At 64.0% G+C, this 19,516-nt stretch carries 20 protein-coding genes; 11 read left to right on the top strand and 9 right to left on the bottom strand.

Annotated elements, in window-relative coordinates; genetic code table 11:
* Positions 1 to 45: 45 nt before the first annotated feature.
* A complete protein-coding gene (locus CIT25_RS38190) occupies positions 46 to 171 on the bottom strand; it encodes a hypothetical protein (protein ID WP_280953389.1) in 126 nt (41 codons plus the stop codon).
* Positions 172 to 304: 133 nt separating this feature from the next.
* Between CIT25_RS38190 and CIT25_RS27570 the strand changes: the two genes are divergently transcribed.
* From CIT25_RS27570 to CIT25_RS27560, 3 genes are all read left to right on the top strand, one after another.
* Entirely contained in the window at positions 305 to 1,120 is an 816-nt protein-coding gene (locus CIT25_RS27570; RefSeq protein WP_342587119.1) for an oxidoreductase, read from the top strand.
* Positions 1,121 to 1,199: 79 nt separating this feature from the next.
* A complete protein-coding gene (locus CIT25_RS27565) occupies positions 1,200 to 1,790 on the top strand; it encodes a TetR/AcrR family transcriptional regulator (RefSeq protein ID WP_095488315.1) in 591 nt (196 codons plus the stop codon).
* A gap of 65 nt (positions 1,791 to 1,855) precedes the next feature.
* Complete coding sequence (locus CIT25_RS27560) at positions 1,856 to 2,764, top strand: alpha/beta hydrolase (RefSeq protein ID WP_095488313.1); 909 nt, start codon at positions 1,856 to 1,858, stop codon at positions 2,762 to 2,764.
* A 201-nt stretch (positions 2,765 to 2,965) separates the two neighbouring features.
* Here the strand turns inward: CIT25_RS27560 and CIT25_RS27555 are convergent, their stop codons facing one another.
* From CIT25_RS27555 to CIT25_RS27525, 7 genes are all read right to left on the bottom strand, one after another.
* Positions 2,966 to 3,196, bottom strand: a complete 231-nt coding sequence (locus CIT25_RS27555) for a hypothetical protein (protein ID WP_095488311.1) — start codon at positions 3,194 to 3,196, stop codon at positions 2,966 to 2,968.
* A 187-nt stretch (positions 3,197 to 3,383) separates the two neighbouring features.
* Positions 3,384 to 4,811, bottom strand: coding sequence for an NADP-dependent phosphogluconate dehydrogenase (gene gndA / locus CIT25_RS27550; protein WP_095488309.1), 1,428 nt, complete (start codon positions 4,809 to 4,811; stop codon positions 3,384 to 3,386).
* Between the two features lie 155 nt (positions 4,812 to 4,966).
* Entirely contained in the window at positions 4,967 to 6,604 is a 1,638-nt protein-coding gene (locus CIT25_RS27545; protein WP_095488307.1) for a copper resistance CopC/CopD family protein, read from the bottom strand.
* A 55-nt stretch (positions 6,605 to 6,659) separates the two neighbouring features.
* Positions 6,660 to 7,178, bottom strand: a complete 519-nt coding sequence (locus CIT25_RS27540; RefSeq protein ID WP_095488305.1) for a YcnI family copper-binding membrane protein — start codon at positions 7,176 to 7,178, stop codon at positions 6,660 to 6,662.
* A 57-nt stretch (positions 7,179 to 7,235) separates the two neighbouring features.
* Positions 7,236 to 7,775, bottom strand: coding sequence for a copper chaperone PCu(A)C (locus CIT25_RS27535; protein WP_095488303.1), 540 nt, complete (start codon positions 7,773 to 7,775; stop codon positions 7,236 to 7,238).
* Between the two features lie 104 nt (positions 7,776 to 7,879).
* A complete protein-coding gene (locus CIT25_RS27530; protein ID WP_095488301.1) occupies positions 7,880 to 8,236 on the bottom strand; it encodes a DUF2946 family protein in 357 nt (118 codons plus the stop codon).
* Positions 8,237 to 8,455: 219 nt separating this feature from the next.
* Positions 8,456 to 9,358 carry a GntR family transcriptional regulator gene (locus CIT25_RS27525; protein WP_095488299.1) on the bottom strand — a complete coding sequence of 301 codons (903 nt, stop codon included), beginning with the start codon at positions 9,356 to 9,358 and terminating at the stop codon, positions 8,456 to 8,458.
* Positions 9,359 to 9,631: 273 nt separating this feature from the next.
* Here CIT25_RS27525 and CIT25_RS27520 point away from each other — a divergent pair, with 273 nt between their 5' ends.
* From CIT25_RS27520 to CIT25_RS27495, 6 genes are all read left to right on the top strand, one after another.
* The gene (locus tag CIT25_RS27520; protein WP_095488297.1) at positions 9,632 to 11,137 is read left to right on the top strand and encodes a UxaA family hydrolase; all 1,506 of its coding nucleotides are present in this window, start codon (positions 9,632 to 9,634) and stop codon (positions 11,135 to 11,137) included.
* A 61-nt stretch (positions 11,138 to 11,198) separates the two neighbouring features.
* Positions 11,199 to 12,197: an aldo/keto reductase gene (locus CIT25_RS27515; RefSeq protein ID WP_095488295.1), complete on the top strand. Its 999-nt coding sequence runs from the start codon at positions 11,199 to 11,201 to the stop codon at positions 12,195 to 12,197.
* Positions 12,198 to 12,543: 346 nt separating this feature from the next.
* Positions 12,544 to 13,539: an ABC transporter substrate-binding protein gene (locus CIT25_RS27510; protein WP_095488293.1), complete on the top strand. Its 996-nt coding sequence runs from the start codon at positions 12,544 to 12,546 to the stop codon at positions 13,537 to 13,539.
* A 92-nt stretch (positions 13,540 to 13,631) separates the two neighbouring features.
* Entirely contained in the window at positions 13,632 to 15,185 is a 1,554-nt protein-coding gene (locus CIT25_RS27505) for a sugar ABC transporter ATP-binding protein (RefSeq protein ID WP_095488292.1), read from the top strand.
* A complete protein-coding gene (locus CIT25_RS27500; RefSeq protein ID WP_095488290.1) occupies positions 15,182 to 16,147 on the top strand; it encodes an ABC transporter permease in 966 nt (321 codons plus the stop codon). Before CIT25_RS27505 ends, CIT25_RS27500 begins: the two co-directional genes overlap by 4 nt.
* 68 nt (positions 16,148 to 16,215) lie before the next feature.
* Positions 16,216 to 17,235 (top strand): zinc-binding alcohol dehydrogenase family protein, encoded by a 1,020-nt coding sequence (locus tag CIT25_RS27495; protein ID WP_095488288.1) that lies wholly within the window; start codon positions 16,216 to 16,218, stop codon positions 17,233 to 17,235.
* Between the two features lie 341 nt (positions 17,236 to 17,576).
* Here CIT25_RS27495 and phnF read toward each other — a convergent pair whose 3' ends face one another.
* Positions 17,577 to 18,320, bottom strand: coding sequence for a phosphonate metabolism transcriptional regulator PhnF (gene phnF, locus CIT25_RS27490; protein ID WP_095488286.1), 744 nt, complete (start codon positions 18,318 to 18,320; stop codon positions 17,577 to 17,579).
* Positions 18,321 to 18,442: 122 nt separating this feature from the next.
* Here phnF and phnG point away from each other — a divergent pair, with 122 nt between their 5' ends.
* Both phnG and phnH read left to right on the top strand, forming a co-directional pair.
* A complete protein-coding gene (phnG, locus tag CIT25_RS27485; RefSeq protein ID WP_095488284.1) occupies positions 18,443 to 18,904 on the top strand; it encodes a phosphonate C-P lyase system protein PhnG in 462 nt (153 codons plus the stop codon).
* Entirely contained in the window at positions 18,904 to 19,515 is a 612-nt protein-coding gene (phnH, locus tag CIT25_RS27480) for a phosphonate C-P lyase system protein PhnH (RefSeq protein ID WP_095488282.1), read from the top strand. Before phnG ends, phnH begins: the two co-directional genes overlap by 1 nt.
* Position 19,516: the final 1 nt, after the last annotated feature.

Here is a 19,516-nt window from a genome sequence, read left to right as displayed (position 1 = left end):
ATGGCACACGCACCGGATTGCAAATCAGCTGCAACATCAATGATTTCAACAGAGGCTGCGGCCATCGACGATCAGCCTCGCCAGATAGCCCTCCAGGATCTCGACCACGGTCGCTGGATCGCAGATGCAATCCACGTCGGCCACGAAGGCCGGCTCATGCGAGACCGGCATACCTTCGCCCGTCCGGCCCGCTGTGGTCCTCGTCTCGCCCTCCATGAAAGTACGAACATAATTTAATCGTTGCTTTGCGACTACCAAACGGCTATTGTCGTACGAACGTAATTCAAAACTTCAGGAGCTCATGATGACAACAACTCCGCAGGTTGCGCTCGTAACAGGCGCCACCTCAGGCATCGGCAAGGCCACAGCGATCGCCTTGGCCGCCGCAGGTTTCCAGGTGATCGGAACCGGCCGCAACACCGCGCAACTCACCGCGCCCGCCGGGGTGACCTACCTCGACCTCGACGTGACCAGCGACGAATTGGTCGCCTCAGCGGTCAAGCAGGTGATCGATCGGCTCGGCCACATCGACGTCCTGGTCAACAACGCCGGCGTTGGCACAACCGGCGCAGCCGAGGAGTTCTCGATTACCCAGACGCAGGACATCTTCGACATTAACGTCTACGGCATCATGCGGACGACCAAGGCGGTCCTGCCGCACATGCGCGTCCAAGGCCGCGGACGCATCATCAATGTCTCCTCCCTCAGCGGATTCGTCCCCAGCCCGTTCATGGCCCTCTACGTCTCGACCAAGCACGCGGTCGAAGGCTACTCCCAATCGCTGGACCACGAGGTTCGCGATTACGGCGTCCGGGTCCTGCTCGTCGAGCCCGGCCCGATCAACACTCCGTTCGCAGGCCACAGCGTGGAGGCCGACACCCCCATGCCGCTCTACGCGGCGGGACGGCGCAACTACGACGAGCTGCTGGAGAAGAACCTCAGCAGCGGCGACGACCCCGCCGTCGTCGCCAAGGTGATCGTCGCGGCGGCCACCGACCGGAACCCAAAACTACGGCGCACCGCCGGTACGACCGCCCGGATCATCAACGCGGTGCACCGCGTCGCCCCGGCCCGGATCTTCGACCGCGTCATCCGCAGATTCAACCGGATGCCGAGCTGATCGCTGCTTAGATCCACTGACAACTGACCAAGACATAGCGGTATCCGGAGCGCGAAGCCCGGTTGAGATAGAGGAACGCATGGTGCGTTACACGAAAGAACACAAGCAGGAGACAAGGCAGCGGATCGTTGCGACGGCCGGTCGACGGCTCAAGCGGGACGGTATCGACGGCTCCGGAGTCGCGACGCTGATGAAGGACGCGGACCTGACCAACGGCGCCTTCTACGCCCACTTCGAATCCAAGGACGGCCTCGTCGCGGAGGCGGTCACCGACCAACTGCACACACTGCACGCGAACATCGTCGAGCTGGCGGAGCCCGGCCTGGCCGGCCTCGAACAGATCGTGCGCTGGTACCTGTCGGCCCACCACCGTGACAACCCCGGCGACGGCTGCCCCAACGCCGCCCTGCTCGACGAGATCGGGCGCAGCGCGGACGCAATCAGGCAGGCGTACACCGACGGCGTGCTGGTCGTCATCGACGGCCTCGCCGCCCGCATGGCACCCGAAGATCCGCCCTCGGCCCGCGTGAAGGCGCTCAGCCTCCTCGGCCTGATGGCCGGGACGCTACAACTCTGCCGCGCCCTGACCGACCGACAACTCTCCGACGACCTCCTCGAGCAGGGCCTCCGCAACGCCCTGGCCCTGGTGGACGCCGAGCTCCGACCATGACCCTCATTTCTGTGACAAGCCCCGGCACACCCGGCGACGTCGCCCTCCATCAGACAGGAACCACGATGACCGAGCAACCCTTCAACCCACAACTGCGAGCCGCGCGGTTCCTTCCCCGCACCATCATCACCGCCGGAACGCTTCCCGCGCTCCGTCTCCTCACCAAGCTCACCGGGATCACCCGGCGGCCGGACGCGCAGGTCGTATCCGTGGACGCCAACGTGTCGGTACACGTCTTTCGCCCGGCTTCGGCCCGGCCTCGGACTCCTGCACTGTTGTGGATCCACGGCGGCGGAATGGTGCTCGGCGACGCGGCGCAGGACAGCGCCTTCTGCCGCCTGATCGCCGATCAGCTCAACATCGTCGTCGTCTCGGTGGAGTACCGGCTCGCGCCCGAGCACCCGTTCCCGGCGCCGCTGGAAGACTGCTACACCGCGCTGCAATGGCTCGCCGGCCAACCCGACATCGATCCCGCACGCATCGCCATCGGCGGCGCCAGCGCCGGCGGCGGTCTGGCCGCCGCGTTGGCGCTGCTGGCGAAGGAACGCGGCGAGATCCGTCCGGTCCTGCAACTGCTGTCCTACCCAATGCTGGATGACCGGACCACCACCCGCATCGACATCGACCCGCGGCGGCTCCGCCTCTGGAGCCCGGCCAGCAACCGGTTCGGCTGGCGCTCCTACCTCGGCCCAGCCACCCCGGACGGCAACGTGCCCCCGCTAGCCGCGCCGGCCCGCTATGACGACCTCTCCGGCCTGCCGCCCGCATGGATCGGCGTCGGCACCAACGACCTGTTCCACGACGAGGACGTCACCTACGCTCGGCGACTGCAGCAGGCCGGCGTCGCCAGCACCCTGCACGTAGTGCCCGGCGCCTACCACAACTTCGACGCCATCGAAGCGAAAGCCGCCATCTCCCAGGCCTTCGTCAAGGCCCAGACGACGGCACTGGACGAAGCACTCAACAGCGGCTGAACGGAACTCCGATGACCGCGCCCAAGGCCGGCCATGCCTGCACCACGCTGCATGTCGGCAGGTCACCGGCAGCTTTCACGGCAGCCTCAAGGCGACCCAACCGGCCGAAATGTAGCGCAGTCCCGACGTCCAGATGGCGAACCGCCGGACCGGCCCGAGAACTCCCAACGGCGCGCTTGAGATCACCCGCGCGCGGCTCTACTAGTCCGAAAACCTCACGCTCACGCCGCGCTGCCGAAAATAGGCCTGCATCAACTTGCGCCCCGAGCGGTTGTTCTGCGCCAGCTTGGTCGGATCGAACACCGCCTGTTTTATCCCTTCTCGTGTCAGCGCCGCTTTAAGCGTCGCGATATGTGCGTCGATGTCGGCATTGTCCGCCCGCAGCGAGGCATAGATACTTTCGGTCGCCTGGGCCACGGTCGGTTCGCTCACAGGTGTCGTCCTTTGGTTGGTTGAGCGGCGGCTTACCACAGATTCGCGGCTCCGCCGATACCGATGAGACCGTCAATCGTCTCTACCGGCATAGCAGGTTCCTGGCGCGACCCGACACCCAGTTGGTCGCTGGAGATGTCTGCTTTCTGGCAACCGCAAAATTGGACTCTAGGTCCAAGTCGCGGCGCTAACCCGCCGCTCCGCTCCCCCACGGGCCATGGAATGCGCCCGGCCCGTCGATGCGTTCGAAGCCGTGCGCTCCGAAGAAATCGCGTTGTGCCTGGATCAGGTTCGAGGTGCCGCGGCCCTGGCGGTAGCTATCAAAATAGGCCAGCGCCGACGACAGCGCCGGCGCCGGCGAGCCAGCCTCCGACGCCCTTGCCACGATGCGCCGCAGCGACGGATGCGCCTCCTTCATCATCGCAATGAACGCCGGCGCCATCAACAGATTGGTCGAAGCGCCACCGGCGCCAAGGGCTTCTGCCATCGTGTCCAGCATTTGCGAACGGATGATGCAGCCGGCCCGCCAGATCTTTGCGATGGTCGGCATCGGCAGGTTCCAGTTGAATTCCTTCGAGGCTCCGCTCATCACCGCGAAGCCTTGCGCATAGGCAGCGATCTTGCCGGCGAACAGCGCCAGTTCGAGATCCCCGAGAAGAGCAGCCTTGTCGCCGGCAATCTTCGTCACGCCGCTGTTGCCATAGGCCTTTTCGGCGGCCAGCCTTTCGTCCTTGATCGACGACAGCACACGCGCTGCCACCGCGGCCTCGATCGCGGTGGCGGGAATGCCGAGCTGCTGCGCCTCGATGACCGACCATTTGCCGGTGCCCTTCTGGCCGGCGCGGTCGAGGATGATGTCGACCACCGGCTTGCCGGTCTTCGGATCGTCGGCGGCCAGCACCTTGGCGGTGATCTCGATCAGATAGGAGTTGAGCCGGCCCTTGTTCCAGCCGGCAAACACTTGTGCGATCTCCTTCGGCCCCATGCCCAAGCCGTCGCGCAAGATGCCGTAGATCTCGCCGATCATCTGCATGTCGGCATATTCGATGCCGTTGTGGATGGTCTTGACGAAATGCCCTGCGCCATCGGTGCCAAGCCATGCCGCACAGGGCTCATCCCTGAACTTGGCCGAAATGGCGGTCAGCACCTTCTCGACGCGTTTCCAGGACTCTTCCGTGCCGCCGACCATGATGGACGGTCCATGCCGCGCGCCCTCTTCGCCACCGGACACGCCCATGCCGATGAAGGTGAGACCCGAATCGGAAAGCTCGGAAAAGCGCCGCATCGTGTCACGGAAATTGGCGTTTCCGGCATCGATGACGATGTCGTTGGCCGACAGCACGCCGCGCAGCGCCGCAATCTGCTCGTCGACCGGCTTGCCGGCCAGCACCATGATGATGATCGGACGCGGCGGCCGGATGGCGGCGGCGAGTTCCTCCAGGCTGTAGCAGGGCACGACCATGTTCTTCAGCGCCCCGGCATTCTCGACAAAGGCGTCGGTGCGTGCGGCGGTGCGGTTGAAGACGGCTATGCGGTGCCCCTTCTCGGCGATGTTGAGCGCCAGGTTGGAACCCATCGTGCCAAGGCCGATCAGGCCGATTTCGGCTTTTTCCATCGTTTCTTCCCTGCTTTCGGATCTTTTGTTGAGGCCGCGATTTGTAGCGATGCCCGTTCTTCTTGGGATGCCATTCTTGTCGAAAATGAATGACGGGCCTTCAAGCCTGCGTCAACCGCCTCGCCGAAATGTGTGCGCAGACTGCCGGCTGGTCGTCATCGCCTGATATCGATCGGGGCCTCTATCTTCACGATCTCGAAATCCGAGACGAGAATATCGAGCCGCGCCGTCCATCGGCCCGGGACCGGGACGACGAGATCGTCGACACGCCAGGTGCCATCGCCGCGCTTTGTCGCCGCGCGTTTGATCGGCTCGATGCCGGCATCGGGTTTTGACAGCACCACCGTCACTTGCTTAGCGTCGAGCGGGCCGAAATCGCCGGTCATGATGACGATAGACGCCGTGACCGGCCCAACATGGCCGGGCGTGATGCTGAGGTCGGCCATCGCCTTCGGCGTGTGGATATGGATCGATGCCGGCTGCGCTGCTGCGATCGCCAGGGCGCGTGGCGGCGACGTGAAGCGCCAGCCGGCGGCAACGCCGAAGATCGCCAGAATGATCAGCATTTCAACGCCGATGGAGCGGACCAGCCTCCTCTGCACTTCCGTCTCCCCCGCTTCGGCCGGAGCGGTCAGCTTCCAGCGGTTGGTCGCGGCGAGCGTGAACAGGAAGAACAGCAGCCCCAGCTTGATCAGCAGCAACTGGCCATAGGCAGTGCCGAGCAAAGCCGCGGGCGCCTGCACCTGGATGACAGCCAGCACGATGCCGGTGGCAGCAAGCACGGCCACCACGAGCAGGATCGCTTGGGAAAACCGGCGCAGGAAAGGCGTGGCCTCGACAGGCTTCCGCCTCATGGCGAGACCGAGCGGCGTCAGCGCCCCGGCCCAGAAGGCAATGCCAGCACCGTGCAGAAACACCATCGGCCTTGTCAGCCATTGCGGTTCGGCGGCACTTGCGTGCCCACTGGCGGCAAGGGCGGCACCGACACCGGCCAAGCCGGCAAGGGCAAACAGTCTTGCACTGCCGCGCGGCCCGACCAGCGACAGCAGGCCAAGCCCGAGCGCCACCAGGGCGACCAGCACCGTCCAACCGAAGCTGGTGCCGAGCCCGGCCTGCCAGACGCCCGGCTGCGCCAGCCGGACGAGCGGTGCACCGAGCGCGTCCAGTCCCTGCAAGCCGAGCGACAAGGGTGCCGCGACAAGGCCGCACAGGATTGCGGCGATGACGAAGCGCTGGCCGGAACGCCCGCCCTTCGCCAGCCAGGCGATGGCAAAAGCACCGCCGACGCCGAGAAAGAGGCCGACATAGAGAAAGACCTTGCCGATCCAGATCGCCGACCTCAGACCCCGGTCGACAGCTTCGGAGACGGCCGGCTCAGCATTCGGCGCGCCGATGGAAAACAGCACCGAGCCGCCGACCGGATGGCCATCGGCGGAAATCACCCGCCAGCTCAGCACATGTGTGCCGGATCCAAGCGTCTGCGGATTGTCGATCTCGACCGTCTGGCCATTGAGCCGAAAGGATGTCAGCGGAACCGCCGTCCCGTCAGGCCGCACCAAGGTCAGCACCAGCGGCGAGACCGGCTCGCTGAAAGTCAGCGAGAACTGCGCTGGGCTCTGTGCCAGCACCGTGCCGTCGGCCGGATCGGCTGTGACCAGCGCTGCGTGGGCAAAAGCCTGATTTGGCGCGGTAATGACGGCGAGCAGCATGATCGCGGCCAGCAGGCCAATGGCAAGCCAACCGGCGCGCTTGCCGAACCTGCAGGTCGTCCACCGAAAAGATGCCAGGCTCATGTCAATGTCACAAAGGCGGCGGCGCGCTCTTTCGAACAAAGCGCGCCGCCAAAAATCATTTCTTCGGCGAAAGCTTGAGGCCGGGCGCCGGATATTCCAGCGCATCCTCATCCTGGCCGGCCGCCGGAATCTCGATCCAGCGCTCGGCAACGCCGTCGCATTCCTGCACCACCGGGAAGTAGAGCGTTTGGCCGGCCGGCAGGTCTACCGCCAGAGTCCCGCGGAAGACGAATTCGTCGTAGAATTCGTCCGGCAGGCTGCCGCCGCTCCAGTCGACTTCCTTGACGCCGTTGCTCACCTCTTGACCATGGAGCTGATAGGATTTCTCGTATCTGCCTTTCTTGACCTGCAGCGTCCAGTCCGGCTTCGGCATCGGCTTCACCGAAATCACGCCTTCCGGGATCTGCACGCGCACGGCGGTCGTCGCCTTGCCGTCGCAGCCATGCGGCACGCGCAGGACGGCCTTGTAGGTCGAACCGACCGCCGCCTCCTGCGTTTCGAGTGTGATGTGGGCAAAGGCCGCGCTTGTCCCCAAGACAAAAAACGCGCCGGCCGACAAAAGATATCTGTTCATGATGGTCCCTCAAATTTCGAATTATCCGGATCTGACCGCGTCAGTTGGCGTGCCGGATCAGTTAGCGTGATTGTCCATACCGCCCGTTTCGCCGATGCCTTCCACGGCGAAGTCGACGGTGACGGCGCCGGCCTTCTCGAAGGTCAGCGTGGCTGGAAACGCTTCGCCTTGCTTCGGTTGCCGCTTCAGCCCGACGAACATCAGATGATAGCCGCCGGGTGCCAGCGCGACCTTGCCGCCGGCCGGAATCTCAAGGCCACCGGTGACTGGCCGCATGGTCATGACGCCATCGCTCACGCCCATTTCATGCAGTTCGGCCTTGGCCGAAATTTCCGAGGAAATCGACAGCAGCCGGTCCGGCGAACTGCCGGTGTTGGTGACGGTGAAATAGCCGCCGGCCACTTTGGCGCCGGGCGGTGTGGCGCGCGACCAGGGATGCCCGATCTCGAGGTCCCCAACCCTGAACTCATGCGCGAAAACGGCCTGGGCGCTGACGAACAGGAGGGCGAGGACGAACACGGTGATGCCGAGCCGCTCCTCGAAGCTGTGCAGGAAGAGGCTGTTGCGGCCGAACCGCGCGCGGAAAGAATGAGACATGATAGCTCCAAGAACTGAGAAATCGCGCCGTCGGCCGGTCGCGAACAGTTTCGATGTTGAATGAATGCGCTTGCGAAGGCTTTCGCAAGGCGATCTGGAACGGATCAGGCCGACGCCGGCGGCGCGCGCGGATTCGACGGCGAGCGGTCGCGGCTGAAATCGAGGTGCCGGAACGCCGGCAGCACAAACGCGACGGTTTCGACGGGAAAATTGCCGGGCACCATCCCGGCAGCGGGCGGCGGCACGTAAGCAGCCGAGGCCACACCGCAGCCAAGCATGCAGCAGGCCGGCATGTGCTGCTGGTGCGGATCGCCGCCCGGAAGCTGGGCGGCGCCCTCCTGAGTGCAGATGACATTGCCGAAAGCGTCGAGTTGCGAGGCATTCGGGCTTAAGCCGAAGGCGAATGCGCCAAGCACCGACTGGAGCACGAGCAAATAGGCCGCGGCGAACGCGGCCGGCATGCTCCATCGTCTCCGCCGGATATTCAAAGACCTGCCTCTTCACGCAGCAACGGCCAGATATCTAGCACGGGCTCAGCAGGTGGAAAATCGTCAAATCATTGCTGCGGCAACGCGGCGCGATCAATGCATGTCGCCCAAAAGTGCGCAGCGGTTTTGGGAGAACGACATGCACAAGAACAAGAACTTAAAGCGCGTCGCATTGTTCAGACGCGACGCGCTTTAAGCCCGTTGCGGCTGCTGGCCCTCGGGGATCGAAGTCAGCAGCGTATTGCGCGCCGACTTCAGATGCTTGCGGCAGGCGGCGTCGACCTTGCCGAGATCGCGCGATTTGAGCGCGGCGATATAGGCCAGATGCTCCGTGACGGCCACCTCGTTGCGCTCGCGCTCCTGCGCCTTGTTCCATTGGTAGTGGTAGTGGAAAATCATGGCGATGACGTCGTAGAAATCGACGATGAAGCGGTTGTGCGATGCGCGGTGGATCAGCCGGTGAAAGCGCTCGTCGAGCTCCGAGAATTCATTGAAGCGCGTGGCGATCTCGCGCGCCAGCAGGCGATGCTCGCCTTCCAGGAGGTCGAGGTCGGCCCAGACCGGGCTGTCTTCGGGCAGGGCGGCGAAGGCGGCGGCCGAGCGCAATTCGAACATCTCGCGGATTTCGGTCAATTCCAGCGCGAAAGCGCGGGTAAAACCTTTCAGCACCCAATGGCTGTTGCGGCGTTTCTCGATCAGCCCGAAGCGGGAAAAGCGGATCAGGAACTCGCGCACGCTGGTGGTGCCGACGCCGATCTCGCGCGCCAGCTCGAGCTCGTTGATCTGCATGCCGGGCTCGGCGCCGCCGGCAAGCAGCCGCCGCATGAAAGAGCGCTCGATGATCTGCGACAGCGTGTCGGTCTCTTCCTCGGGGAAAAAATCGTCCGGTCGCGGCACTCGCAAAACCGTCTTGCTACGCTTGTTCCAGGCGATCAGCCCCGTCTCTTCCATGCGCGCAAGGATGGTGCGGATGGTGGTGCGGCTGACGCCGAGCAGCGTGCCCAACTCGGGCTCCGACGGCAGGCTTTTCGTTTCATCGAGCAGCCGCAGACCGCGATTGTAGGCGTCCTTGTAGACGTTGTTGCTCTTCGACATCCCCTGCCTCATTGCGCGCCAGCGCTTGCGGCGGCCGGCTTGAAGCGCGATATGGACAAACGTTGCTAGCGCAGGCTCCCAAAAAGCGGAGTCGCTTTTCGGAAGTCAGCCCTGGTTCCAGTGTCCGGCCCTCTGCACATCCATTAAGAACGCACGACGCTTTCGCGAAAAAACAATTGACGCAAAACTGTTTTTTCACGATAAAAGACATTATCTTTTAACAGGCGCGTGTCAATCCGCTCGCACATCCCAGGAACACCCAGGAAACTGCCCGTGAACGCCGCAAACAGCATTCTTCTGTCTCCCGCCGACAATGTCGCGGTCGCCAATGGCCGCATCGAGATCGGCGCGGTGCTGCCGGGCGGCGCCGTTGCCACAGCGTTGATCGAACCCGGGCACAAGGTTGCGATCAAGCCGATCGCCGCTGGCGAGGCCGTGGTCAAATACGCTCAGGCGATCGGCCGCGCCACTGAAGCCATCGCGCCCGGCGAGCATGTTCATTCGCACAATCTGGTCTTCGAGTCCGGGCGTCTGCCGGTGGTGCCGCCGAGCGAAGCCGTGCACGCGACCGAGGCCGATCGCACCCGCACCTTCATGGGCTATCGCCGCGCCGACGGCCGCGCCGGCACCCGCAATTTCATCGGCATCGTCGCCAGCGTCAATTGCTCGGCCACCGTTTGCCACTCCATCGCCGATCAGGCCAACCGCGAGCTGCTGCCGAAATATCCGGGCATCGACGGCTTCGTTCCCATCGTTCACGGCCAGGGCTGCGGCATGAGCGCCACCGGCGACGGCATGATGGTGCTGCACCGCACGCTTGCCGGCTATGCCCGCCATCCGAATTTCGGCGGCGTGCTGATGGTCGGTCTCGGCTGCGAGGTCAATCAGCTCACCCTCTACGGCCAGAAGGGCGTCGCCGCAGGAAAACGCCATTTCAACATCCAGGAAGCCGGCGGCTCGCGCAAATCCGTCGAGAAGGCGATGCTGGTGCTGGCCGAGATCGCCGAGGAGGTCGGCAAGCTTGAGCGTGAGCCTATCCCGGTCAGCGAGATCGTCGTCGGCCTGCAATGCGGCGGCTCGGACGGCATGTCCGGCATCACCGCCAATCCGGCGCTGGGCGCCGCGGTCGACATCCTGGCGGGCGTCGGCGGCATCGGCATCCTCTCCGAGACGACGGAAATCTACGGCGCCGAGCATCTGCTCGCCTATCGTGCGGCGACCCCGGAGATCGCCGCCAAGCTGGACGGCTATGTGAAGTGGTGGGAAGACCATGTCGCCAAGCATGGAGCCTCCATCGACAACAATCCCTCGCCCGGCAACAAGCGCGGCGGCCTGACCACCATTTTGGAGAAGTCGCTTGGCGCGGTCGCCAAGGGCGGCCAGACGCCGCTCAACGGCGTCTTCGGCTATGCCGAGAAGGTCACCGGGCACGGGCTGGTGTTCATGGACACGCCCGGCTACGACCCGGTTTCGGCCACCGGCCAGGTTGCGGGCGGCGCCAACGTCATCGTCTTCACCACCGGCCGCGGCTCCTGCTTCGGCTGCCGGCCGACCCCGTCGATCAAGGTCGCCACCAACTCGACCATGTATCATCAGATGGAAGAGGACATGGACGTGAATTGCGGCGTCATCGCCTCGGGCGAAAAGACCATTGCCGGCATGGGCCGCGAGATCTTCGAACTGATCGTCGAGACGGCTTCCGGCCGCAAGACCAAGAGCGAGGAGTTCGGCTACGGCGACAACGAGTTCGTGCCCTGGCACCTCGGCGCGACCCTCTAGACCAGCCACTAACTGACTTACGACATAGACGGCCAGGCAAATGGCCGGTGGGAGGCTTTGCATGAAGAAACGCCGTGTCGGCAGCACCGCGCTGGAAATAACCGAGGTCAGCTTCGGCGGCGCGGCGGTCGGCGGCCTCTACCGAGCTTGCCCGCGCGAGGCGGCGATGCAGACGCTGCAGGTCGCCTGGGATGCTGGCCTGCGCTATTTCGATACGGCGCCCTTCTACGGCTTCGGCCTCTCGGAACGCCGCTTCGGCGATTTCCTGCGCGACAAGCCGCGGGACTCCTACGTGCTGTCGACCAAGGTTGGGCGCCTGTTCCGGCCGGTGCCGAAAGACCAGGTTCCGGACCATTCCTATGTCGATCCGCTGCCCTTTGCGCTCGACTACGACTATTCCTACGACGGCATCATGCGCTCGGTCGAGTTCAGCTATGCGCGGCTTGGCCTCAATCGAATCGACATCCTGTTCGTCCACGACATCGGCGTCTACACGCATGGCGTCGAGAAAACCAAGCTGCATTTCCGCCAGCTGATGGATGGCGGGCTGAAGGCGCTGGAAAAGCTGAAGTCGTCCAGGGTCATTTCCGCCTACGGCCTTGGCGTCAACGAGGTGCAGATCTGTCTCGATGTGCTGCACCAGGCGCCGCTCGACTGCATCCTGCTTGCCAGCCGCTATTCGCTGCTCGACCGTACCGCCGAAGCCGAATTGCTGCCGCTTTGCCGGCAGCGGCAGACCTCGCTGATCATCGGTGGCGTCTTCAATTCCGGCATCTTGGCGACCGGCCCGGTGCCGGGTGCGCATTTCGACTACCTGCCGGCCACCCAGAACATTCTCGACCGCGTCGGCGCCATGGAAAAAATCGCCGCCGAGGGCGGCTATCCGCTTGCCGCGGCGGCGTTCCAGTTTCCGCTGCATGAGCCTGTGGTAGCTTCTGTGCTGACGGGCACCGCCAAACCGGCCAATCTGGCGCGAAATCTCCAACTGCTCGACATCCCGGTGCCCGAAACAGAGTTCGCCAAATATGATCCCTACACAGTCGTACAGAAACTTGGCTGATGCGCCGCGGCCTTCGCCGTTCGCCGGTTAAACGGCGGACGGTGCGATCAGGAGGCGTCACAATCGTACGCCTCAAAAAAGAATGAATATTCCATATTGACTGGTTGGTGGAATTAATATTCCATACCTTTCGAAGAGGATCTGTAGGGTTGGAAATGAGGATCGGCAAGGAGGCCCCTTCCGGTCTAGCCATCTGGAGACCGATACGAAACACCGCTTGCGCCGGCCCATCCTATGCACTATCAAAATGCGGTAAATGTTTTTTATTGATAAAGTTCCGTTTGGGCAGCGCCTATCCAAACCGAGCTTCCGCAACGTTCACCGGGCGACTTAGGGAGGAAACCTAATGAAATTCGTGACCAGCATTCTCAACCGCCGCGCATTCGTGGCGCTCGCTGCCGCCTCGATGCTTGCCGGCGTGATGCATTCGGCGCCGGCTTCGGCGGCGGACGTGACCATTCCGATCATCGTCAAGGACACCACCTCTTTCTACTGGCAGATCGTTCTGGCCGGCGCCCGCAAGGCCGGCAAGGACCTCGGCGTCAACGTGCCGGAACTCGGTGCCCAGGCGGAGACCGATGTCAACGGCCAGATCTCGATCCTTGAAAACGCCGTCGCCGGCAACCCGGCCGCCGTCGTCATCGCACCGACCGAAGCCAAGGCGCTCGGCAAGCCGATCGATGAGGCTGCCAGCAAGGTCAAAATCATCGGCATCGACTCCGGCGCCGATTCCAAGGCCTTCACCTCGTTCCTGACCACCGACAACATCCAGGGCGGCCGCGTCGCCGCCGACGGCCTGGCGGCAGCCATCGGCGAGGCCAATGGCGGCAAAGTCGAGGGCGACGTCGCCCTGATCACCGCGCTTCCGGGTGCCGGGTCGCTCGAACAGCGCGCCCAGGGCTTCAAGGAGCAGCTTGCCGCCAAATATCCGGGCCTCAAGCTCGTCGCCGACAAATATGCCGACGGCCAGGCCACGACCGGCCTCAACATCGCGACCGACCTGATCACCGCCAATCCGAACCTCAAGGGCATCTTCGCCTCCAACCTGATCATGGCGCAGGGCGTCGGTCAGGCGATCGCCGAGAACAGCCTGGCCGGCAAGGTCGGGCTCGTCGGCTTCGACAGCGACGAGAAGCTGATCAAGTTCCTCAACGACGGCGTCATTTCGGCTCTCGTCGTCCAGGATCCGTACCGGATGGGCTATGACGGCATCAAGACGGCGCTCGCCGCCTCGAAGGGCGAGAAGGTCGAGGCCAATGTCGACACCGGCGCCAACCTGGTCACCAAGGCCAATATGAAGGATCCGAAGATCGACGCGCTGCTCAATCCGAAACTCGACTGAGCATCGGCGTAGGTGCATTGTTTCCGGGGCCTTTCTGCCCCGGAAACACTCCAACCAAGTGCCAATCGTGAGGCCAATCTGGGAGGATTGTCATGACGTCGACGGCGCAGGAACTGCATCCGGCCCTAACGCTGGAGCCGGGCAGGACGATCCTCGAACTCAAGGGACTGGAAAAGCGATATCCTGGCACGCACGCGCTGAAGCCGGTTAACCTCGCCTTCAAGGCCAGCGAAATCCACGCCATTGTCGGCGAGAACGGTGCCGGCAAATCCACCCTGATCAAGCTGCTGACCGGTGTCATGCCGCGCACCTCCGGCGACGTCATCTGGGAGGGCAAGCCGGCAGCGCTGGCGACGCCGCATGAGGCGATGGCGCTCGGCATCAATGCCGTGCATCAGGAGGTCGTTCTGTGCCGCCATCTCACTGTCGCGGCCAACATGTTCCTTGGCGAGGAGGATTCCCGCTTCGGCATCCTGCAGCAGCGGGCCATGGTCAGGGAAGCGCAGAAGATCATCGACGATCTCGGCTTCGATCTGCCGGCGCATGTCGTGCTGGGTGACCTGACCATAGGCCAGCAGCAGCTGATCGCCGCCGCCCGCGCCACCGTGCGCGGCACCAAGTTCCTGATCTTCGACGAACCGACTGCCTATCTCACCCGGAAGGAAGCCGATCAGCTGTTCACGCTGATCCGCCGGCTGAAGGGCGAAGGCGTCACCATCATCTACATCAGCCACCGCATGGAAGAGGTGTTCGAGCTCGCCGACCGCGTCTCGGTGCTGCGCGACGGCACGCTTGTCGGCACCAGGAACATCGCCGAGACCAACGACGCCGAGCTGGTCAAGATGATGATCAACCGCTCGATCGAGCAAGTCTATCACAAGGAGCATTTTACCCCGGGCGCGACGCTCCTCGAAGCCAGGAATCTCTCCGGCAAGGGCTTCGAAAATGTCTCGATGACGGTCCGGGCCGGCGAAATCGTCGGGCTCTACGGCCTGATCGGTGCCGGGCGCAGCGAGTTCGTCACCACGCTCTACGGCCGTCATCGCAAGTCGGCCGGCCAGATCCTCTGGGAGGGCAAGGAGGTTCAGGTCAACTCCGAGCATGACGCTATCAGGCTTGGCATGGCGCTGGCGCCGGAAAGCCGCCGTGACCAGGGCCTCTGCCTCAACCTGCCGGTCGGCCTCAATCTCAATCTGCCGATCTACAAGCGCATCTCCAGCAATCTGCTGATCTCCAGCGCACAGGAGAAGACCGAGGCGGATCGCCAGATCGCCAATCTCAGGATCAAGACGCCGACGCGCAACGCGCTCGCCTCCAGCCTGTCCGGCGGCAACCAGCAGAAGATCGTCATCGGCAGATGGCTGGCGCACGGCGCCAAGCTGTTCATCTTCGACGAGCCGACAGTTGGCGTCGATGTCGGCACCAAGGCGGAGATCTACCGTCTGTTCGGCGAACTGTTGTCCAAGGGCGCCGGCATCATCCTGATCTCGTCCTATCTGCCCGAGGTCTATGAACTGGCCGACACGCTGCATGTATTCCGGCGCGGCAAGCTGGTGGCCACGCATGGTTTCCGCACCGCCAATCATGAGGACATTCTCAATCAGGCGCTCGCCGAGAAACAAGAAAAACCGGGAGGACAGATATGAGCACCGAGGCGATCCCGGCCGAAAGGCCGAAACGCAACTACAACGCGCTGTTCGGGCTGACGCTGCTGGCGCTGCTGGTTCTTTTGTGGATCATCCTGTCGGTGGCGACGCCGAGCTTCGCCTCCGCCAACAATATCTCGAACCTGCTGCGGCAGGGCTCGATGATAGCCATCCTGGCGGTCGGCCAGACCTTCGTCATCATCACCGGAGGCATCGACCTTTCCGTCGGCGCCGTGGTCGGCTTCGCCACCGTCATCGTAGCGATGCTGATCAACGCCGGGGTGCCGGTCTTCCTCGCCATCCTGGTCACCTTGCTGGTCGGTGTCGCCATCGGCATGTTCCACGGCTTCGGCATCGTCAGGATGGGCCTGCCGCCCTTCATCATCACGCTGGCGACGCTGACATCCTTGCGCGGCATCGGCCTCTTGATGACCAACGGCAACTCGATCTCGATCAACAACGACGCCTTCCAGTTGTTTTCGCGCAGCTCGTTTCTCGGCGTCCCCAATCTGTTCTGGATGGTGATCCTGGTCGGCATCCCGGCCTATATCTTCCTGCATCACAGCCGCTGGGGCCGGTATCTGTTCTCGGTCGGCTCCAACGCCGAGGCCTCGCGTCTGTCCGGCGTCAATGTCCAGCGCACCATCTACATGGCCTATACGCTCTCAGGCCTCTGCGCGGCTTTCGTCGGCGTGCTGCTCGCGTCGCGCATCGGCATCGGCAATCCGACGCAGGCCGAGGGCTGGGAATTGCAGGCGATCGCCTCGTCGGTGATCGGCGGCACCTCGCTGTTCGGCGCCGTCGGATCGGTGCATGGACCGCTGCTCGGCGCCTTCATCCTAGCCACCATCAACAACGGCGCCAATCTGCTCAACGTCAACGCCTTCTGGCAACGCATCATCACCGGGGTGCTGATCATCGTCATCGTCTATTTCGACGGCCTGCGCCGCCGCGGCAAGTAGACCATATTAACAACCGCCGGCCCGGCTCTAGCGGGGACGGCGGTTCCATGAACAGACTGGATTGAAGCATGAAAGCCGTCGTCTGCCGGTCGCCCGGCGAGCTTGTTCTGGAAGACCGTCCGGCGCCGAGCACGCCACCGCCGGGCTGGGCGCTGGTCGCGGTCAGTCATGTCGGCATCTGCGGCACCGACTATCACATCTTCGAGGGCAAGCATCCGTTCCTGGCCTACCCGCGCATCATGGGCCACGAGGTTTCCGGCACTATGATCGAGGCCGGCGACGGCGTCGATCTGGCCGTCGGCGAGCCGGTGGTCATCAACCCCTATCTCGCTTGCGGCAAATGCATCGCCTGCCGGCAAGGAAAACCGAATTGCTGCGTGAAGATCGAGGTGCTCGGCGTGCATCGTGACGGCGCCATGTGCGAACGCATCCTGGTGCCGGCGCAAAATCTTTATCCGGCAAACGGCCTGTCGCTGGCCGATGCCGCCGCCGTCGAATTCCTGGCGATCGGAGCGCATGCCGTGCGGCGCTCGCTGGCACAGCCAGGCGCGCGCACCCTGGTCATTGGCGCCGGGCCGATCGGGCTCGGCACGGCGCTGTTTGCCCGCATCGCCGGTCTCGACGTGACGCTGCTCGACATGAGCGCGGAGAGGCTGGATTTCGCCGCTAGCGAACTCGGCTTCGCGACCCTCGACGGTTCGCGGACGTCTGCGACCGATCTGGTGCGGGAGGCGACCGGCGGCGAAGGTTTTGACGTGGTTTTCGACGCCACCGGCAACACCCAGTCCGTCCAGTCGGCCTTCGCCCATGTCGCCCATGGCGGGACGCTGGTCCTGGTCAGTGTCGTCAAGGACGACATCGTCTTTTCCGATCCCGAATTCCACAAGCGCGAAATGACGCTGATCGGCAGCCGCAATGCGCTGCGCGCCGATTTCGACCATGTCGCCGCCTCGATCCGCGATGGCGCCGTGCCGCTGGCAAAGCTCGTCACCCATCGCACGACGCTGGGCGAGACGCCGCGCGACCTCGCCCGCTGGGCGCATGAGAAATCCGGCCTGATCAAGGCGGTGATCGAAGTCGGGTCATAACACGGCAGGCGGTGAGCCCGGCCCGAATGACAACGCCCCGCGCAGGTCGACCCCCACTCCGTCTCGGCTTCGCCGAGCCACCTCTCCCCCGAGCGACGGGGTAGAGGAAGGGTGCGAGCCTATTGCAGCCAACGCTCCTCAACCAGACTCCCTACTTCTCTCGCCGTCAGCGGGCTCCCTTCCTCTCCCTCCGGAGGGGGGAGAGGTGGCTCGGCGAAGCCGAGACGGAGTGGGGGAAGGCGGTCCTCAAACGCCAAGCCGCTGACATGTAAGCGCGACCGAGCTGGTATGATATCAGCGTGGGTCAGATAAATCACGGTCTCGTATAAGGCCGGCACTACCTACAGCGCCGACAGTTTGAGCTCGACGCGCTCAGCCGGAAACCGCGTTTCGGCGAACTGGATCGGCTGGCCGTCCGGCGTGACGTTGACGGCGACCGTGACCAGCACGATGGCGCCGGGCTGCAGATCGAGATCGGCAAGGTCGGCGGCATCCGCGTGGCGCGCCGACAGCACCGTCGATTGCCTGAGATAGTCACTGATGCCGAAACGCTGGAGCGAAGCGGTCACCGATCCAGTTTCCGCGATAGCGGTCTCGATGCCTGCGAAGCGTTTTGCATCGAACCAGCCGGTGGCACGCGAGACCGGCTGTCCATCGGCTTCACCGCGTGTCTCAAGGCGGATGACGCTGGAACCCTTGGCTAGACCTAAGCCTTCGGCGACACGCCGGCTGGCCGGCTCGACCGCCGACTCGAGCAGCACGCTGCGGCGCTCAGACGCTTGCCCTTGCAAGCCCTCCGAAAAACGGGTGCGGGCGCCGATCGGATAGGACAGGCGCTTGCGCGAAAGCACGAAAGTGCCGCGCCCCTGCTCGGCCCTGAGCACGCCATCCTGCACCAGTGCTGCGATGGCGCTGCGCACCGTATGGCGGTTGACACCATAGCGCTCGGCCAGCGCGACTTCCGGCGGCAGCGCGGTATTCTCGGCAAAGTCGCCGACGGCGATCGAACGCAGGATTTGATCGGCGATCTGCCGCCACAGCGAGACGCCGCTGCGCCGCTCTATGCTGCTGGGCTGCCCGATCATGTCTTGCCCCGATCTTTTCGCCCGTGTCATGCACCCGTCATAGACACGCATTAGATAATAGGTATAAGTTGTATAATTGTCTATATCAATAGACAAATTTTCGATGCAAGGGAATGTTAACCATGCGAGGACAGGAAGCGCGCGATCAGGCTCAGCGCAAGGCCGTTATGGCAACGCTGGCGCAATCGACCGGCGACGATATCGTCCGGCTGTGGAACGAAGCCGGCCTGCCTTCTGAGGCGGAACTCCTGCGCGGCCCCGAAACCGGCTTGGTCACCGTGCGCGGCCGCATCGGCGGCGGCGGCGCGCCGTTCAACGTTGGCGAGGCGACGGTCACCCGCGCTACCGTCCGGCTCGCCTCCGGACAGGTCGGCCACTGCTACGCGCTGGGCCGTGACAGGCAGAAAGCAAAACTGGCGGCGATCGCCGACGCGCTCTGGCAGGACCCTGCCCTGCGCCGTGAGGTCGAGACCAAACTCATTGCGCCGCTGCAGGCCGCACTGGCCAGCGCACGTGAACGGCGTCGCGCCGAGACGGCGGCAACGAAGGTCGATTTCTTCACCATGGTACGCGGAGAAGACTGATGGACATCGTAACCCAAGCGATCGAAGGCGGCTTTGCCGATCCGGTGTTCGACGCCCAGACGGTGTTCCGCGCCGTGATGGACGCAATGGCGCGGCCGGGCACCCTGCAGCCTCTGCCGGTCTTTGCCCGCCCGCCGGCGCCGCTATCAGCCACCGCGGGCGCCATTGCGCTGGCGCTGTGCGACAACGACACGCCGCTGTGGCTCGACCCCGTTTTGCAGGCCCCGGTAGCGGTGAAATCCTGGCTCGGCTTCCACACCGGCGCGCCCCTGGCCAACACGCCGGCCGATGCGCATTTCGCGCTGATCGCCACGCCGGCCGAAATGATGGCGCTCGACGGCTTCTCACAAGGCACCCAGGATTATCCCGACCGCTCCACGACGCTGATCCTGCAAGTCGGAGATCTCGTTTCAGGCGCCCCTCTGTTGCTCGAAGGTCCTGGCATCGAAAAGACTGCAAGCATCGCGCCGGCACAGATGCCGCGCCATTTCGTCGAACAGTGGAAGCAGAACAACCAGCGCTTTCCGCGTGGCGTCGACATCGTCCTCGCCACCCCGGACGGCGTCGCCTGCCTGCCGCGCACGACGCGCATCAAGACGATGGAGGCGTGAT

This window comes from Mesorhizobium mediterraneum (assembly GCF_002284565.1).
In the GTDB taxonomy this organism is placed as follows: Bacteria; Pseudomonadota; Alphaproteobacteria; order Rhizobiales; family Rhizobiaceae; genus Mesorhizobium; species Mesorhizobium mediterraneum.
The sequence above is the reverse complement of the archived record's forward strand: the minus strand, read 5'-3'. Positions and strand labels throughout refer to the sequence as shown.

Excerpts from the sequence above, each read along its gene's own strand:
- phnG (WP_095488284.1), top strand. The coding sequence starts at position 18,443 with ATGCGAGGACAGGAAGCGCGCGATCAGGCTCAGCGCAAGGCCGTTATG.
- CIT25_RS27535 (WP_095488303.1), bottom strand. The coding sequence starts at position 7,775 with ATGTCTCATTCTTTCCGCGCGCGGTTCGGCCGCAACAGCCTCTTCCTG.
- phnF (WP_095488286.1), bottom strand. The coding sequence starts at position 18,320 with ATGATCGGGCAGCCCAGCAGCATAGAGCGGCGCAGCGGCGTCTCGCTG.
- CIT25_RS27530 (WP_095488301.1), bottom strand. The coding sequence starts at position 8,236 with ATGCCGGCCGCGTTCGCCGCGGCCTATTTGCTCGTGCTCCAGTCGGTG.
- CIT25_RS27500 (WP_095488290.1), top strand. The coding sequence starts at position 15,182 with ATGAGCACCGAGGCGATCCCGGCCGAAAGGCCGAAACGCAACTACAAC.
- gndA (WP_095488309.1), bottom strand. The coding sequence starts at position 4,811 with ATGGAAAAAGCCGAAATCGGCCTGATCGGCCTTGGCACGATGGGTTCC.
- CIT25_RS27515 (WP_095488295.1), top strand. The coding sequence starts at position 11,199 with ATGAAGAAACGCCGTGTCGGCAGCACCGCGCTGGAAATAACCGAGGTC.
- CIT25_RS38190 (WP_280953389.1), bottom strand. The coding sequence starts at position 171 with ATGCCGGTCTCGCATGAGCCGGCCTTCGTGGCCGACGTGGATTGCATC.
- phnH (WP_095488282.1), top strand. The coding sequence starts at position 18,904 with ATGGACATCGTAACCCAAGCGATCGAAGGCGGCTTTGCCGATCCGGTG.
- CIT25_RS27510 (WP_095488293.1), top strand. The coding sequence starts at position 12,544 with ATGAAATTCGTGACCAGCATTCTCAACCGCCGCGCATTCGTGGCGCTC.
- CIT25_RS27505 (WP_095488292.1), top strand. The coding sequence starts at position 13,632 with ATGACGTCGACGGCGCAGGAACTGCATCCGGCCCTAACGCTGGAGCCG.
- CIT25_RS27545 (WP_095488307.1), bottom strand. The coding sequence starts at position 6,604 with ATGAGCCTGGCATCTTTTCGGTGGACGACCTGCAGGTTCGGCAAGCGC.
- CIT25_RS27560 (WP_095488313.1), top strand. The coding sequence starts at position 1,856 with ATGACCGAGCAACCCTTCAACCCACAACTGCGAGCCGCGCGGTTCCTT.
- CIT25_RS27540 (WP_095488305.1), bottom strand. The coding sequence starts at position 7,178 with ATGAACAGATATCTTTTGTCGGCCGGCGCGTTTTTTGTCTTGGGGACA.
- CIT25_RS27525 (WP_095488299.1), bottom strand. The coding sequence starts at position 9,358 with ATGTCGAAGAGCAACAACGTCTACAAGGACGCCTACAATCGCGGTCTG.
- CIT25_RS27495 (WP_095488288.1), top strand. The coding sequence starts at position 16,216 with ATGAAAGCCGTCGTCTGCCGGTCGCCCGGCGAGCTTGTTCTGGAAGAC.
- CIT25_RS27570 (WP_342587119.1), top strand. The coding sequence starts at position 305 with ATGACAACAACTCCGCAGGTTGCGCTCGTAACAGGCGCCACCTCAGGC.
- CIT25_RS27565 (WP_095488315.1), top strand. The coding sequence starts at position 1,200 with ATGGTGCGTTACACGAAAGAACACAAGCAGGAGACAAGGCAGCGGATC.